Origin of the sequence: Pedobacter sp. (assembly GCF_965227205.1) — a bacterium.
In the GTDB taxonomy this organism is placed as follows: domain Bacteria; phylum Bacteroidota; class Bacteroidia; order Sphingobacteriales; family Sphingobacteriaceae; genus Pedobacter.
Genome location: NZ_OZ245727.1, coordinates 833,497 through 848,127 on the forward strand (window position 1 = coordinate 833,497; position 14,631 = coordinate 848,127).

The 14,631-nt window shown below is 36.0% G+C and carries 16 protein-coding genes and 1 tRNA gene; 13 read left to right on the forward strand and 4 right to left on the reverse strand.

Translation table 11 applies throughout. The annotated features are described in order from the left end of the window. Window positions 1-95: 95 nt before the first annotated feature. From ACO05K_RS03495 to ACO05K_RS03520, 6 genes are all read left to right on the forward strand, one after another. A complete protein-coding gene (locus ACO05K_RS03495) occupies window positions 96-998 on the forward strand; it encodes a DMT family transporter (RefSeq protein WP_421943079.1) in 903 nt (300 codons plus the stop codon). Between the two features lie 32 nt (window positions 999-1,030). After that, entirely contained in the window at window positions 1,031-1,285 is a 255-nt protein-coding gene (locus tag ACO05K_RS03500; protein WP_421943080.1) for a hypothetical protein, read from the forward strand. 343 nt (window positions 1,286-1,628) lie between these two features. After that, on the forward strand, window positions 1,629-2,726 hold the full coding sequence (locus ACO05K_RS03505; protein ID WP_421943081.1) for a DUF2851 family protein: 1,098 nt from the start codon (window positions 1,629-1,631) through the stop codon (window positions 2,724-2,726). A gap of 12 nt (window positions 2,727-2,738) precedes the next feature. After that, window positions 2,739-2,912, forward strand: coding sequence for a hypothetical protein (locus ACO05K_RS03510; protein WP_421943082.1), 174 nt, complete (start codon window positions 2,739-2,741; stop codon window positions 2,910-2,912). Between the two features lie 48 nt (window positions 2,913-2,960). Beyond that, window positions 2,961-3,176 (forward strand): hypothetical protein, encoded by a 216-nt coding sequence (locus ACO05K_RS03515; protein WP_421943083.1) that lies wholly within the window; start codon window positions 2,961-2,963, stop codon window positions 3,174-3,176. A gap of 64 nt (window positions 3,177-3,240) precedes the next feature. Beyond that, window positions 3,241-3,459 (forward strand): PspC domain-containing protein, encoded by a 219-nt coding sequence (locus tag ACO05K_RS03520; RefSeq protein WP_316738951.1) that lies wholly within the window; start codon window positions 3,241-3,243, stop codon window positions 3,457-3,459. Window positions 3,460-3,525: 66 nt separating this feature from the next. Here ACO05K_RS03520 and ACO05K_RS03525 read toward each other — a convergent pair whose 3' ends face one another. Further along, entirely contained in the window at window positions 3,526-4,179 is a 654-nt protein-coding gene (locus tag ACO05K_RS03525; protein ID WP_421943084.1) for an ankyrin repeat domain-containing protein, read from the reverse strand. A gap of 521 nt (window positions 4,180-4,700) precedes the next feature. Between ACO05K_RS03525 and ACO05K_RS03530 the strand changes: the two genes are divergently transcribed. The 5 genes from ACO05K_RS03530 to ACO05K_RS03550 all read left to right on the forward strand — a co-directional run bounded on the left by ACO05K_RS03530 (window position 4,701) and on the right by ACO05K_RS03550 (window position 9,562). After that, window positions 4,701-7,292 carry a DNA translocase FtsK 4TM domain-containing protein gene (locus ACO05K_RS03530; protein ID WP_421943085.1) on the forward strand — a complete coding sequence of 864 codons (2,592 nt, stop codon included), beginning with the start codon at window positions 4,701-4,703 and terminating at the stop codon, window positions 7,290-7,292. A 59-nt stretch (window positions 7,293-7,351) separates the two neighbouring features. After that, window positions 7,352-8,002 (forward strand): LolA family protein, encoded by a 651-nt coding sequence (locus ACO05K_RS03535; RefSeq protein ID WP_421943086.1) that lies wholly within the window; start codon window positions 7,352-7,354, stop codon window positions 8,000-8,002. Window positions 8,003-8,346: 344 nt separating this feature from the next. After that, on the forward strand, window positions 8,347-8,619 hold the full coding sequence (locus ACO05K_RS03540) for a hypothetical protein (RefSeq protein ID WP_421943087.1): 273 nt from the start codon (window positions 8,347-8,349) through the stop codon (window positions 8,617-8,619). Window positions 8,620-8,668: 49 nt separating this feature from the next. Further along, the gene (locus tag ACO05K_RS03545) at window positions 8,669-9,433 is read left to right on the forward strand and encodes an MBL fold metallo-hydrolase (protein ID WP_421946273.1); all 765 of its coding nucleotides are present in this window, start codon (window positions 8,669-8,671) and stop codon (window positions 9,431-9,433) included. 45 nt (window positions 9,434-9,478) lie between these two features. Next, a tRNA-Leu gene (locus ACO05K_RS03550) sits at window positions 9,479-9,562 on the forward strand. 173 nt (window positions 9,563-9,735) lie between these two features. On the opposite strand, the gene ACO05K_RS03555 is transcribed toward ACO05K_RS03550, so the two are convergent. The 3 genes from ACO05K_RS03555 to ACO05K_RS03565 all read right to left on the reverse strand — a co-directional run bounded on the left by ACO05K_RS03555 (window position 9,736) and on the right by ACO05K_RS03565 (window position 11,621). Further along, a complete protein-coding gene (locus ACO05K_RS03555) occupies window positions 9,736-10,242 on the reverse strand; it encodes an RNA polymerase sigma factor (protein WP_421943088.1) in 507 nt (168 codons plus the stop codon). 298 nt (window positions 10,243-10,540) lie between these two features. Next, entirely contained in the window at window positions 10,541-10,969 is a 429-nt protein-coding gene (locus tag ACO05K_RS03560) for an EamA family transporter (protein ID WP_421943089.1), read from the reverse strand. A gap of 418 nt (window positions 10,970-11,387) precedes the next feature. Next, complete coding sequence (locus ACO05K_RS03565) at window positions 11,388-11,621, reverse strand: hypothetical protein (protein WP_421943090.1); 234 nt, start codon at window positions 11,619-11,621, stop codon at window positions 11,388-11,390. Between the two features lie 233 nt (window positions 11,622-11,854). Here ACO05K_RS03565 and ACO05K_RS03570 point away from each other — a divergent pair, with 233 nt between their 5' ends. Together ACO05K_RS03570 and ACO05K_RS03575 are read left to right on the forward strand one after the other, a co-directional pair. Next, the gene (locus tag ACO05K_RS03570) at window positions 11,855-12,415 is read left to right on the forward strand and encodes a ferritin-like domain-containing protein (RefSeq protein WP_421943091.1); all 561 of its coding nucleotides are present in this window, start codon (window positions 11,855-11,857) and stop codon (window positions 12,413-12,415) included. 4 nt (window positions 12,416-12,419) lie between these two features. Next, window positions 12,420-14,609 (forward strand): catalase, encoded by a 2,190-nt coding sequence (locus ACO05K_RS03575; RefSeq protein ID WP_421943092.1) that lies wholly within the window; start codon window positions 12,420-12,422, stop codon window positions 14,607-14,609. The last annotated feature ends 22 nt before the right edge of the window (window positions 14,610-14,631 follow it).

Here is a 14,631-nt window from a genome sequence, read left to right on the forward strand (position 1 = left end):
AATTAAAATTCCGTGTTAATCTGTGTTTTCGTGGCAAAACTCTCTTTTTCTTTCCGTAAAGCTTGGCGTTCTTTGCGGTTAATCTCAATACATTTATGAAATCCAAAATAGATTTAAAACTTATACTTGCTTTATCTGGAGTTGCTTTAATATGGGGTACAACCTATTTAGGTATTCGTGTTGCTGTAGAAAGTATTCCGGCTTGGTATGTAACTGCCATTCGTCAAACCATTGCATCCTTAATTATTCTGATAATTTTAATTAAACAAAAGGAATTAAAATGGATTGGCTGGTCGGGTTTTAAACGCCAGATTTTGCTTTCTATATTAATGGTGATTATTGCAAACGGCATGACAACCGTTGCTGAAAAAACAATTCCGAGTGGTTTAACATCTTTAATAAATGCAACTTCGCCATTATTGGTGTTTTTGGGTTGTGTTTTTCTTGGGATTCAAAAACCAAGCTTGAAAGGATTTATTGGCGTTTTTATTGGCTTTTTGGGGATAGTTTTTATTTTCAGAGATGGAATCAGCGATTTACTGGAACCCGGTTACCGTAATGGAATATTATCATTGGTTATTGCTGTTTCAGGATGGACTGTAGGTACCATTTATTCTAAAAAACATAGCGGGAAACCTCAATACATTTTCTTAAATCTATTTTACCAGTTTGTATTCTCCGCAATTGTTCAATTTGGTTTAGCATTAATTTTTTCAGGCAAAGCCGATGTTAGTTCATGGAAAACTGAAAGTATTTTTGCATCAGTTTACCTGGCGATATTTGGCTCTGTTCTCGGATATTTCTGTTATCACTATGCCTTGAAAAAGGTTTCAGCATCAGAAGTTTCTATTCTAACATACTTCAATACGGTTATAGCGATATTTTTAGGGTGGTTAATCCTTAATGAACAAGTTGATATAGATTTGATAGTTGCAACTGTATTAATTATTGCAGGAGTTTTTATCACTAATTATAAGAAGAAAGCAGAGGTAGCATAAAATTCTTATATTTAATTTATTAATATCTTACCATGAACAATGAATTATTTAATGAGGATTTTGAATCGCTGGTTGCTTCGGTGAAGCAGTTGACAGATTCTGAGAAGAACAAATTGTTAAATGTTTTACTGGAAAGTCAGTTGCCTGTTGCAAATGAACAAGCTTTTGTTTATTCAAAAGTTTCAAAACAAAATATTGATTTTGAAAATAAATGGCAAGAAAGTCTTTCGGCAGAGGAATTTAAAAGCAGCATTATTCAGCATATTGATAGTTTACCTTGGAAGTAGTTATAAATTTCCATCCCTCAGTTTTAAAATATTTTAGTGAATTAATTGATACACTCTTCTATGAAAATTATTTTTTATACAGAGAAAGTGCAATTGAATACGTTACCAAACTTATCGAATTAGTTGAAAGGCAAATTAAAAAAAGAAACACCATAAAATTCCTGCATCACTTTCTAATTTTGGAGATTATTTCGTCAGCTTTAGTATCAATCCTAAAACTAACTGGTATTTTGTTTTTGACAAAGTTGATAATCGATACCTAATTAATTATATTTTTAATAACTACTCAAAAGAAGCTAATTTTTTGATTTAAAACTTTTAGGAATATTTTTTATCTTCAAAAATGAATTTTCGAGAAGATTTTCTTCATTACGTATGGCAGTTTAGGTCGTTTGATTATAACGACTTGATAATTGATTCTGGAGAAAATTTAAAAATTATTCATCAAGGCTTTCTGAATAAAAATTCTGGTCCTGATTTTAGTAACGCTAAAATTCAAATTGGAGAAACGGTTTGGGCAGGTAACGTTGAAATTCACATTAAATCTTCTGATTGGCTAAAACACAATCATCAAACTGATGCCAGCTACGAAAACGTAATTCTTCATGTAGTTTATGAAAATGATGTTGAGATTAAAAGAATTGATGGTTCGGTTTTACCAGTCCTGGAACTCAAAAGCCGTATTTCTGATACTTTAATTCAAAAATATGAACATCTGTTTTTAACGCTGACCGATTTTCCCTGTATAGCACAAATACGAAATGTAGATAAACTGATAATTGATTCTTTTTTATCGAGAACATTGATAGAAAGATTCGAAGAAAAAACACAATCAGTAATTAGAACTTTAAACGAATTAAATGGAAATTGGGATGAAACCTTTTATCGTTTCATAGCCAAAAACTTTGGATTTAAGGTAAATGCATTGCCATTTGAATTATTTGCTAAAGCGATTCCACAGCAAATTTATGGTAAGCATAAAGATAATGCGATGCAAATTGAAGCACTGGTTTTTGGTGCTGCGGGCTTTTTAAATGATGATTTTAAAGAAGAATATCCCGCAAAGTTGAAACAGGAATATCAGTTTTTGCAGAGAAAGTATGCTATAAAATCTATTGAAGTTCCTCTATGGAAATTTATGCGGATGCGACCACAAAATTTTCCAACCATACGATTGGCGCAATTTGCCGCATTAATTGTTAAAGCGAACCATTTATTTTCGAAAATAATAGAAATTAAAGAAGTAGCGGAGTTGCGTAAATTATTTGAAGAGTTACCTGTAAATCAATATTGGAAAACGCATTACCATTTCAGAAAGGAAGCGGTAGGGGTAAATACGCAAATTGGAAAATCATCAATCGATAATGTTCTATTGAATACAATCGCACTTTTTTTATTTGCCTACGGTAAACACACAGGAACACAATTTTACACAAGCTGAGCGATAAAATTGTTGGAAAGTTTAGCTGCAGAACAGAATGCGATAACCGATAAATTTAATGAGGCAGGTGTTGTGATTGATAATGCCTTTGCCTCACAAGGTATTTTGCAGTTAAAAAAGCAGTATTGCGACCAGAAAAAATGCTTATCTTGTGGTATTGGGATAAAGATTTTAAAACAGGCATAATGCTTTGCTAAGTTTAAAACAATCTCCTCTTTCAATCGTTTTAGCACTATGGAATTCCCACACGAACTTAAAGAACTTTACCCGGATAAGATTATCGAAGTAAGAGGCAATGCCGATGCTTTAACTGTGATTTTACAAGCTGATGTTGATATAGAGAAGTTCAAAAATGAACTTAAGAAAAAGTATTCTGGTTTAGAGGAAAAGCAGATTTTATTTATAAAACACGAAGACAAGCAAGATTTTGAGAAATTGATTTTGGACTAGCTCAATTTTCTGTTTGTACTTTAACCAAATATTATTGTTAAATTAGAGTTTAAATAAACTTATAATGTTCCAAAGGATTATTACTTATTTTGAGCAGCAAAGTTTTGGTGTTTCTACCTATTTAGCGAATAAGTTAAATATGAGTACAGCCAAAGTAAGGCTGTTTTTTATTTATTCATCCTTTCTTGCCGTAGGTTTTCCTATACTTTTTTATCTTTTGGCTGCTGTAGTTTTGGATATTAGAACATATATGAAGAAAATGAGGTTAAGGATTTGGGAGTAATTTGAAGTTATATGTTTTAAGTTCTACGTTTTAGGTTACTTAAAACTTATCACTTAAAACCTACAACTAATCTTCCCTCAAAATCTCTGCAATTTCGTTAAAGCCTTTTTCAGCTGCTAAGTCTGCAGGTAATTTTCCACCTTCCATACGTAAGCCTACTTCTGCACCGTGTTCCAGTAATAAGATAATCAATTCTATATTTCCCAGTTGTGCGGCTGTGTGTAATGGTGCTAAACCGGCTTTCTGACAAACATTTGGATAAGCACCCGCATCTAAAAGCATTTTGGTAATGTTAATATTATTTGCTGCAACAGCCGAATGTATTGGGAAAACATTAAATCCATTTTTTGAGGCCAGATTAACATCAGCGCCTTTTAGAATTAAGAATTTTGCCAATTCCTCATGCCCGAAGTAGCAAGCTAAGCCTAAAGGTGTAAAGCCATCTTCAGAGAATTGATTAATGCTATCTGGATTTTGAAAAATAAGCATCGATGCGGCATCGTATTTACCAACTGCGCAGGCCTCGAACAATGTTAGGTTATCTATAAATTCAGCGATAAGGTTGGCAATTTCCTGCTTTTTATAATAGCAAGCTAATAATAATGGAGATATATTATGAGAAGTATTGGTATTAGCTAAAGATGGATTTTGTATCAGTAATTCTTTAACCGCCTGTAAATTTCCAGCTTCAATATTTTCTTCAAGTAGCCCTATACTCATATAGATTTTTGTTTAAAGTTGATTTAAATTAACAAAAAATTAATAAAGTGTAGAAATTTTTACTGAAATAAGGGATTTGGTTGAGTCGATGATGTTATTGGGCATACAACAAGTACAGATTTGTCAATTACCATGAAAGCAGGTTTTGTTTGTTGCAAAGACTTAAGTTCAGTAAACCTGATAGCAATGGAAATACTTTTTTGTGCAGGTCTTCGACAAGCTCAGACTGACAGAAACAAAAAGATTGTAATGGATAGCAGGACTACGGTACCTATGAAAAGCAAAACCGTGATTTTCTAAATAAAAAAATCCCGTTTAACCTATCCGGGCAAAACGGGATAAAACCTAAAACAAAATCCGTTTCATTTGACAAAACGTGCAACTTGTGTGTTGTAAAATAATAGACAGATTTTTCTGTTTAAGGTTTAATGTGAGTTGAATAATTTTATTTAATTTGATGGAGCATGTAAAACTCGTAACAGATATTTTATATTTGTTCTTTATAATTATTACGATAGAAAATGGCGGTAAGGGGAAACCAATTTAAAACCAACACATTCAGAGATAAAGGTGCAGATAATGCATCAGGCAGGTCGTCATCTGGACGGCAGCCAAAAGAAAAAAGAGAATATTTGCCAAATTTCGATTTGCAGGACGGGCGTGCCATAAAAATTGTGGGCTTGTTTTTCGTTATACTTTCATTATATTTTTTAATTGCCTTTACATCTTATTTATTTACCTGGCAAGATGACCAGAGTTATGTAATTGATGCAAATGGAGGTTGGGGAAATTTATTTAAAACCTCAGAGGAATTAAAAGAAGCTGGTGTTAATATTCCGGTTGTTCAAAACTGGTTGGGTAAATTTGGTGCTTTATTATCACACCAGTTTATTTACGAATGGTTTGGTATTGCATCCTTTTTATTTGTATTGGCCTTTTTTATAATCGGTTACCGTTTACTATTTAAGGTTAAAATTTTATCAATCTCTAAAACATTAGGTTATAGCTTTTTCTTCTTGCTATTTATTTCTTTAACCTTAGGTTTTGCACATAGTTTTTGGTCAACATCGCCGCATTTTGTAGAGGGCGAGTTTGGTTATTGGAGCAATAAATTACTTGCAGCGCAGATTGGAGCCGCTGGAGTGGCCGGTTTAATTGCTTTTGCAGGTTTAACCATTTTAATTATCGCTTATAACATCGATTTTAAATTACCAGAACGTAAGCAAAAGGAAGTTTACTTGGATAATGAAACGCCTGATTATGTTAATGAGGTTAGAGAAAAGTTTTCGCCAAGTAATAGGGAAGTAGAAGACACGTCTGAGCCAATAGAATTCCCGGTACGCGAAAAACCAACATTTAACGAGCGCAGACAACAGAACGTTGTTTTACAACCGAATAGATTTGAGCAGAAAGATGAGGAAGATGAAGTTGTTAAGCCTGTGGTTTTATCGCCTACGGCTGTAAATTTGCCATTAGCTACTGCGACGGCAATGCCTTTAACTGTTGAGCCAACAATTGAAGAAGAAAAAGAACCTGCTTTTACGATAGAAAAAACTGAAGAGGAAAAAAAATCTGATGATTTGGTTGAGCAATTTGGCAATTACGATGAAAAACTTGATTTATCTGGCTATAAATACCCAACAGTAGATTTATTGGAGAATTATGGCACCAATAAAATTTCGGTAAATGCAGAAGAACTTGAGGCTAATAAAAATAAAATTGTAGAAACGCTTAATCATTACAATATTGAAATTGATAAGATTAAGGCTACAATTGGTCCAACGGTGACGCTATATGAAATTATTCCAGCACCTGGTGTAAGGATTTCGAAAATTAAGAATCTTGAAGATGATATTGCGCTTTCATTAGCGGCTTTGGGTATTCGTATTATTGCGCCGATGCCAGGTAAGGGTACAATTGGTATCGAGGTTCCAAATCAACACCCTGAAATGGTACCGATGCGCAGCATTTTAAATACCGAAAAATGGACTTCTAATACGATGGATTTGCCAATTGCATTGGGTAAAACCATTAGCAATGAAGTGTTTATTGCTGATTTAGCTAAAATGCCGCACTTATTGGTTGCTGGTGCAACTGGTCAGGGTAAATCGGTTGGTATTAATGCAATTTTAGTTTCGCTATTATTTAAGAAACATCCGGCACAGTTAAAATTTGTATTGGTCGACCCGAAAAAGGTTGAGTTAACTTTGTTTAACAGAATTGAAAGGCACTTCTTGGCTAAACTTCCAGGAGAAGCAGATGCAATTATTACCGATACTAAAAAAGTAGTAAACACTTTAAATTCGCTTTGTATTGAGATGGATCAACGTTATGATTTGTTGAAAGATGCACAGGTAAGAAATTTAAAAGAGTATAACGATAAGTTTATTAAGCGTAAGCTAAACCCTAACAACGGGCACAGATTTTTACCTTTTATTGTGTTAGTTGTAGATGAATTTGCCGATTTAATGATGACTGCCGGTAAGGAAGTTGAGGCACCAATCGCTCGTTTGGCTCAGTTAGCTCGTGCAATCGGTATTCACTTGGTTTTGGCTACTCAACGCCCATCGGTTAACATAATTACAGGTACAATTAAAGCCAATTTCCCAGCTAGGCTAGCTTTTAGGGTTTTATCGAAAATCGATTCGCGTACAATCTTAGATAGTGGTGGTGCAGACCAGTTGATTGGTCGTGGAGATATGCTTTTATCTACAGGAAGCGACTTAATCAGGCTACAGTGTGCTTTTGTTGATACACCAGAGGTGGATAGAATTTCTGAATATATCGGTAACCAACGTGGTTATTCTGATGCTTATCAACTACCAGAATATATTGATGAAGCAGGAGAGGGCAGTAAAGCAGATTTCGACCCGAATGAGCGTGATAAGTTTTTTGAAGATGCTGCAAGACTAATTGTATTGCATCAGCAAGGCTCAACATCGTTAATTCAGAGAAAACTGAAATTAGGTTACAATCGTGCAGGTAGAATCATTGACCAATTAGAGGCTGCGGGTATTGTTGGTCCGTTTGAAGGAAGTAAGGCCCGTGAAGTTTTATATCCTGATGAATATTCTTTGGAACAATTCTTGAATAGTATTAATGACAAGGATTAGATTAAACCAATGAGGAAAAATCTACTCAAAGGTTTCAAAAGAAAATTTAAAAACACAAGATGAAAAAAATAATTTCAGCATTAATGGTTGTTGTTGCCTTTACAACTTCAACTTATGCTCAAACGGATGCAAAGGCTAAAGCAATTTTAGCAGAGGTAAGTAAGAAATATAAATCGTACAATATTGTAAAAACTGATTTTTCTTTCACGTTAGATAATCCGAAAGCAAAAGTTAAAGAAACACAACAAGGTACTTTATATGTTAAGGCTAACTCAAATAAATACAAAGTTGCCATGACAAACCAAGAGTTATTTAGTGATGGTAAAAGCCAGTGGACTTACTTAAAAAAGGATAAAGAAGTACAGGTGAGTAATGTAGATAATAGCGGTGATGCAATAAATCCGGCTAAGATTTTTACAGTTTACGAAAAAGGCTTTAAATATGTTTACACGGGCGAAGAAAAATCTGGTGCTAAAACTTATCAGATGATAGATTTAACTCCTGTTGATGCAAAGAAATCAATTTTTAAAGTGCGTTTAAGTATTGATAAAGCAGCTAAGCAAATTGCAAATGTTGTATTATTTGATAAAAACGGAAATAAATATACTTATAACGTGAAAACTTTTTCACCTAATGTAAATGTACCTGAAACTACTTTTGCTTTCGATGCTAAGAAATATCCAGGTGTTGAAGTTGTAGATTTAAGATAATTATCTTTTTCCGCTTTGCGGGATAGGATTTTGAAAGGTTCAGTTGGAAAAAGCTGAACCTTTTTTGTTTTGGGCTTTAAGGGTTTTTGCCACGGAAACACGGAACTCAAGGGAGGTATGTTATTGTCATTTCGAGCGAAGCCAAGGACCACAAAGTGCTCAGCGAAGCTAAATCTTTGAAGTTTGCATGTAGTTCAGCAGTTTTAAAAGTTCTCTCCATTGCGCTGCGCTTCAGTTGAGATGACGGATATAGTTCATTATTGGTGAACTTTTCTTACTTTAAAATTCCTTTTGTGGTAAAAAGATTATTTGAATGCTGATTAGATTTCTCTAAGTTTGTTCTAATGTCGTTGCCACTAACAAATCATACTTTAGAGAAATTAGAGCAATTGCTATTTGCAATGGGTTTTAAGGTTCGTTATGAAAAAGGAAACTTTAAAACAGGTTCTTGCCTTCTCGAACATAATAAAATTATTGTGGTGAATAAATTCTCTAATCTTGAAGGTAAAATTACTGCTCTGGTTACTTTGGTTAAGCAAACCAATCCTGATGAAAATTTGTTAGACGATAAACAACGCCAGTTTTTCCATTCTTTACAACAAACAGAATTATTTTAATGCAGATACAAACAGAATTTTACGTGTTTAGAAAGGAAGATTTTTTATGATGAAAGTTACTTTTTTAGGTACAGGTACATCGCAAGGCGTCCCGGTAATTGCATGTAATTGCGAAGTTTGTACCTCAATCGATAAGCGAAATAATAGATTAAGAACATCTATTTTAATAGATACCGGAGATAAAACTATCGTTGTAGATAGCGGTCCGGATTTTCGTTACCAACTTTTACGAGAAAAAGTAAAGGATTTAGATGCTGTTCTTTTTACGCATGAGCACAAAGACCATATTGCAGGTTTAGATGATATCCGTCCGTTTAATTATTTATTGCATAAGATAATAGATGTTTATGCTACAGCAAGAGTTCAGACTGCCTTAAAAAGAGAATTTTACTACATTTTTGCTGAAACCAAATACCATGGTTTGCCACAGATTAATCTTCATAAGGTAAATAACGGAGAGACGTTTCAAATCGGAAAAAATACCATAATTCCTTTCGAAGTGATGCATCATTTATTGCCAATAACCGGTTACCGGATTGGCGATTTCACTTACATAACTGATGCTAAAACCATTTCAGCCGAAAGTTTTGAGAAGATTGTAGGAACAAAAGTCCTGGTGCTAAATGCGTTGCAAAAAGAGCCACATATCTCTCATTTTACCTTAAATGAAGCCATTGCTTTCGCACAAAAAGTTGGTGCAGAAACTACTTATTTAACCCATATCAGTCATAATCTTGGCCTACATGATGTTGTTGAAAAGGATTTGCCCTCTAATATCAAGCTGGCTTACGATGGTTTAACAATCGAATTGTAATTAACGGTTTCTGGAATCTAAAATTAAATTATATTTGCAACACAAACTCAGGTGGCGAAATTGGTAGACGCACCAGCTTGAGGGGCTGGCGCCCGTACGGGTGTGGGAGTTCGAATCTCCTCTTGAGTACAGAAAACTTCGGTAGTACGGACAATTACCGAAGTTTTTCAAATTTAATTGTTACTGTTTCGAAAATTTTAATAAAATGTCCTATTTCCATTTTTTGCAAGTTATTTAACCCACTCTACTCTTTTAGCACTACGTACTTCCAGTCTGTCTCAAGACTAGTTAGCTACCAAAATCTATTTTCGATGAACCTTAAGATGTTTCTTCAATTGCTCCCGGGCAACATGAATTCTGGTTTTTACGGTTCCTAATGGAATATTGAGTTCATTAGCAATTTCTTCATACTTATAACCTTCGAAGTACTTTACAAATGGAACTCTGTGTACTTCTGATAACAACTCCAGCGCTTTTCCAATATCACCTAATGCAAAACTAGATATCGAAGCGTTTTGACTTGCGCTTATGACAAGATTGCTGTATGAAATTTCTTCTTCAGTTGTTATTAGCTCTTGTTTGCGTTTCTGCATATTGTAACTATTTACAAATGTGTTTCGCATAATAACGTACAACCAGCTCTTTAAGTTGGTATTGGTTTCAAACTTATCACTAAATCGTATCGCTTTTACTAGGGTGTCCTGAACTAAATCCCTCGCATCATCGGGGTCGCGTGTGAATTTTAATGCATGGGAGTAAAGTTTACCACTTTCACGTTCTGCCGCAATTGCAAATTCTTTTTGATCCATAAGTAAGTTTTAAAGATTTAGTTTATACAAATGAATACCGCTATTGTTTCTACAGCTCTACGGCTTAGGTCTGAAAACACGTATTTAACAACAAATAGGAGTATTAATACGATAATTCTGGATGCATAGTCTTAAAGAATGGATGAATCAAGCTTAATAACGAAATGCTTGTGAAGATTAGATCTAGCAAAATTAATGTAAATCTCCGTTTTGCTTATCATTTCACTAAGGGTCAGGTATTTATTGATTTTTTGCAATGCTGACTCAATTTGTTCACATTGATGTCTTTCTGCAGTATCTATTCGCCGCTATCAGATAGAGCAATTAAAACCGCTCCACCAACCATAACTGCTCCGCCAACCACGAGTTGCCAGGTAATCTTCTCTTTTAAAAATATTACCGATAACACAATCGCAACGATTAGTGATAACCTTTCTATAGATACCACGTAAGATGCTGGACCTGATGAGAGTGCTTTATACGAAAATAATGTAGATAGTGTTGTGAAGACACCAGCAGCGGTTAAAAATATCCAGGCATTTTTTTCAATAGATTTCAGCTCACTGAAATTCCCCTGAAAGATGACAACCATCCAGGTTATCGCTAAAATTAAAACGGATTGTATCGCAAATGCCAAACTAGAGTCCACATTTTTTAAACCTGCTTTCGTCAAAACGACAACCAATGCTGCTGATATCGCTGCCAGTAATGCCCAAATTATCCACATATATTTTTTTTAAGCGTTCAACCAAGCTCTTTATTATTTTATAAGGCCATCAAAGGCAATTTACCCGGCACTTTAATGTCTTCTATGTTGACACTGAATTTAGCGAGAAACAGAAGGCAAATCCTTTATCAATTAGCATGTTATTTTTAATTGATATTCGGAGTTAAGACCTTTAATAGACCAGAAATAGGACCATGAGACCTATCAGTATGCCCAAGGTAAAAACAGTGGATAACAAAATAAAAACGAATTTTTCGAATGAATCTAAAGGCTCCATGTCAATTTAACTGCTTAACTGATTAAAAGTTTTGTAAAAAATAAGTTGCCAATCGTTGGCGTTAAAAGTCAACCACAAAAAAGCCTGCTTTCTACCTAATGAAACTAGGCGTCACTATAGATTCAAATTTCGTTCTGAATATTATTGAACTAGAGTAATAGACTTCAGCACTTGCTCATCACCATCGATAAAATTGATCTTGGCGAGGGTGTAAGGCCCCGTTAACTTAAGTACATATCGTTCCGTTTTCTCATAGACAAAATCCAGGTCCAGGGTATCAAATAACATTATATTAATTTCGGTGACCTGATACTGATAGAGGTCTTTCACATCTGCCCTCAAAACCGATTTTAATCCGTCAATTAGCTCTTTCATCTTATTGTTCGTTTATTTTTTAACCTTTTTTAAAATTTATAGTTTTCAAAATGGTACTCATGGATGGAATAAGCCTGATGAGGGTAACCAGGGGAGAACAAGTTTTCCGCTGAATCAATGACCCGCCGAAATTGGATTCTTTATTAAAAGCTGAGTTCTTGCATTCTAGCAAAAAATATAAAACTTATCGTACAGATTTAGAGTTGTGTTTTTAATACCTAACAAAACATACCATGGCAAAAAAAGAAAGCGCTAACGAACCAAAGTTTGCTTCCGCAACAACTCAAAAGGAGTTTTCTGAATTACAGGAATTCTTTAAGGATTCTATTGCTGATCTCTACTGGGCAGAAAACCATTTAGTTAAGTCCCTTCCAAAGATGATAAGTGCAGCAAGTTCCCCAGCATTAAAAAAAGCTATTGAAACACATCTAGAAGAAACCAAAACGCACGTTGCAAGGCTTGAGGAAATTTTCGGATTGCTTGGAGAAAAGGCGATTGCAAAGAAATGTGACGCAATGGAAGGTTTAACTAAAGAAGCTGAAGGAATTGTTGAAGAAACCCAGGCAGGTACGGTCACCAGGGATCTGGGGATTATTCTTGCTTCGCAAAAGGTTGAACATTATGAGATAGCAAGCTACACCGGGTTAAACCGTCTGGCAATTACGCTGGGACTACAGCAAATTGCAGATATACTTACTCAGACATTAAATGAAGAGGGGCAGGCAGATAGTAAACTGAGCGAAATTGCGGAAAATGGACTTAATTATAAAGCAGTAAAAGAGGTGAAAAAATAAAGTTATGGCAAAGAAAACTGCTCAGACAAATATACCTGTTGCACAGGAAAATAATAAAACCACAAAACTGGAAAATTTTGTGGCCGATTCATCAGGTCAGGTGCTGACCACTAATCATGGGGTCAAAATCAATGATGATCAAAATTCGCTCAAAGCGGGTGAACGTGGCGCAACACTTTTAGAGGATTTTATCCTCCGCGAGAAAATTACTCATTTTGACCATGAGCGTATTCCTGAACGTATCGTCCATGCAAGAGGCTCGGCTGCACATGGAGTTTTTAAGGTTTACGAAGATATGAGTGAATTAACCAGGGCTGCATTTCTTTGCGATCCGGGTATTGAAACACCTGTTTTTGTGCGGTTCTCGACCGTGGCGGGTTCAAGGGGTTCAACAGATCTTGCAAGGGATGTAAGGGGCTTCGCGGTAAAGTTTTATACCCAGGAAGGTAATTTTGATTTGGTGGGAAACAACGTCCCGGTTTTCTTTATTCAGGATGCGGTTAAATTTCCGGATTTAATTCATGCAGTAAAGCCTGAACCGGATAATGAAATGCCCCAGGCAGCTTCGGCACACGATACTTTCTGGGATTTCATCTCCCAGTTGCCAGAGTCGGCACATATGATTATGTGGGCAATGAGCGACAGGGCACTACCACGAAGTTACCGTATGATGGAGGGGTTCGGCGTGCATACTTTCAGATTCGTTAATGCAGATGGTGTATCAAACTTTGTCAAGTTTCACTGGAAACCCCTGCTAGGTGTTCATTCGGTGGCGTGGGATGAAGCTCAGAATATTTCAGGTAAAGACCCCGATTTTCATCGCAGGGATTTGTGGGATGCCATCGAATCAGGCGCATTCCCAGAATGGGAACTTGGTGTACAGATTATCCCCGAAGCGGATGAATTCAAGTTTGAATTTGATATTCTCGACCCAACTAAACTTATTCCTGAAGAATTGGTACCAGTTCAGCGAATTGGAAAAATGACCTTAAACCGCAATCCGGATAATTTCTTTGCGGAAACTGAACAAGTTGCCTTCCACGTTGGGCATGTTGTTCCCGGGATTGACTTCACCAATGACCCTCTATTACAGGGCAGATTGTTTTCTTATACCGATACCCAACTAATTCGTCTGGGAGGGCCTAATTTTCATGAGATTCCCATTAACAGACCAGTGGTGCCGGTTCATAATAACCAGCGTGACGGTTATATGCGTCAAACGATAAATCGAGGGAAAACAAGTTACGGACCAAATGCTATCGCAGGCAACGATCCTAAACAGGTTAAAGCTGCGGATGGCGGGTTTACCAGTTACAATGAACGTATTGATGCCAGAAAAATCAGGGCCCGGAGCAAAAGCTTTTTCGACCATTTTTCTCAGGCACGTTTATTTTTTAACTCCCAGAGTGCGCCTGAACAAAACCATATTGTTGATGCTTTGAGTTTTGAATTGGGTAAGGTAAAAGCCATTGAAATCAGAGAGCGAATGCTAGCGATAATAGCCCAGATAGATAAAGGTCTTGCTGCTGGTGTTGCATTTGCTTTAGGGCTTCATATTCCTGAAATTCCATTAGCAGAACTGAATAACAGCATACCGGCAGATGGAAAAATCGAAGATTACGCTTCACTGAACCCGGAAGGTAGTCTGGCGAAATCTGAGGCTTTGAGCATGGCGGGCACGATAAAGGATTCTATCAAAACCCGAAAAATTGCGATTCTTGCCGCAGATGGTGTAGATGAAAAATCATTAAGTACAGTAAAAGATGCGCTCATCGCCTCAGGTGCAGTGGTACACATTATTGCGCCTAGACTAGCAGATATAATTTCGGCAGGTGATCAGAAAATTACGCCTGACGAAAGCTTTTTAACGGCGGCTTCTGTACTTTACGATGCGGTCTATGTGCCAGGCGGAACGAATTCAGTTGCAAGTCTGGAGGCTGAGGCGAATGCCGTTCATTTCTTAAACGAAGCATTTAAACATTGCAAAGCGATTGCTGCAGATGTACAAGCTTTGCAGGTATTGGAATCGACCTATTTTCATAAAAAGCTTCCTGCTGAATATTCAGCGGGAACGGCTTTGTTAGAAGGGGTTTTTCTTTCAGACGACGCAACTAAGCTGGCGTCTGTTTTTACGGAAATGATTGCCCAACATCGTTTCTGGGAACGTGAAAATCCAAGGAAAATTCCGGCATAATCACTTAAATCGGGGGTACAGA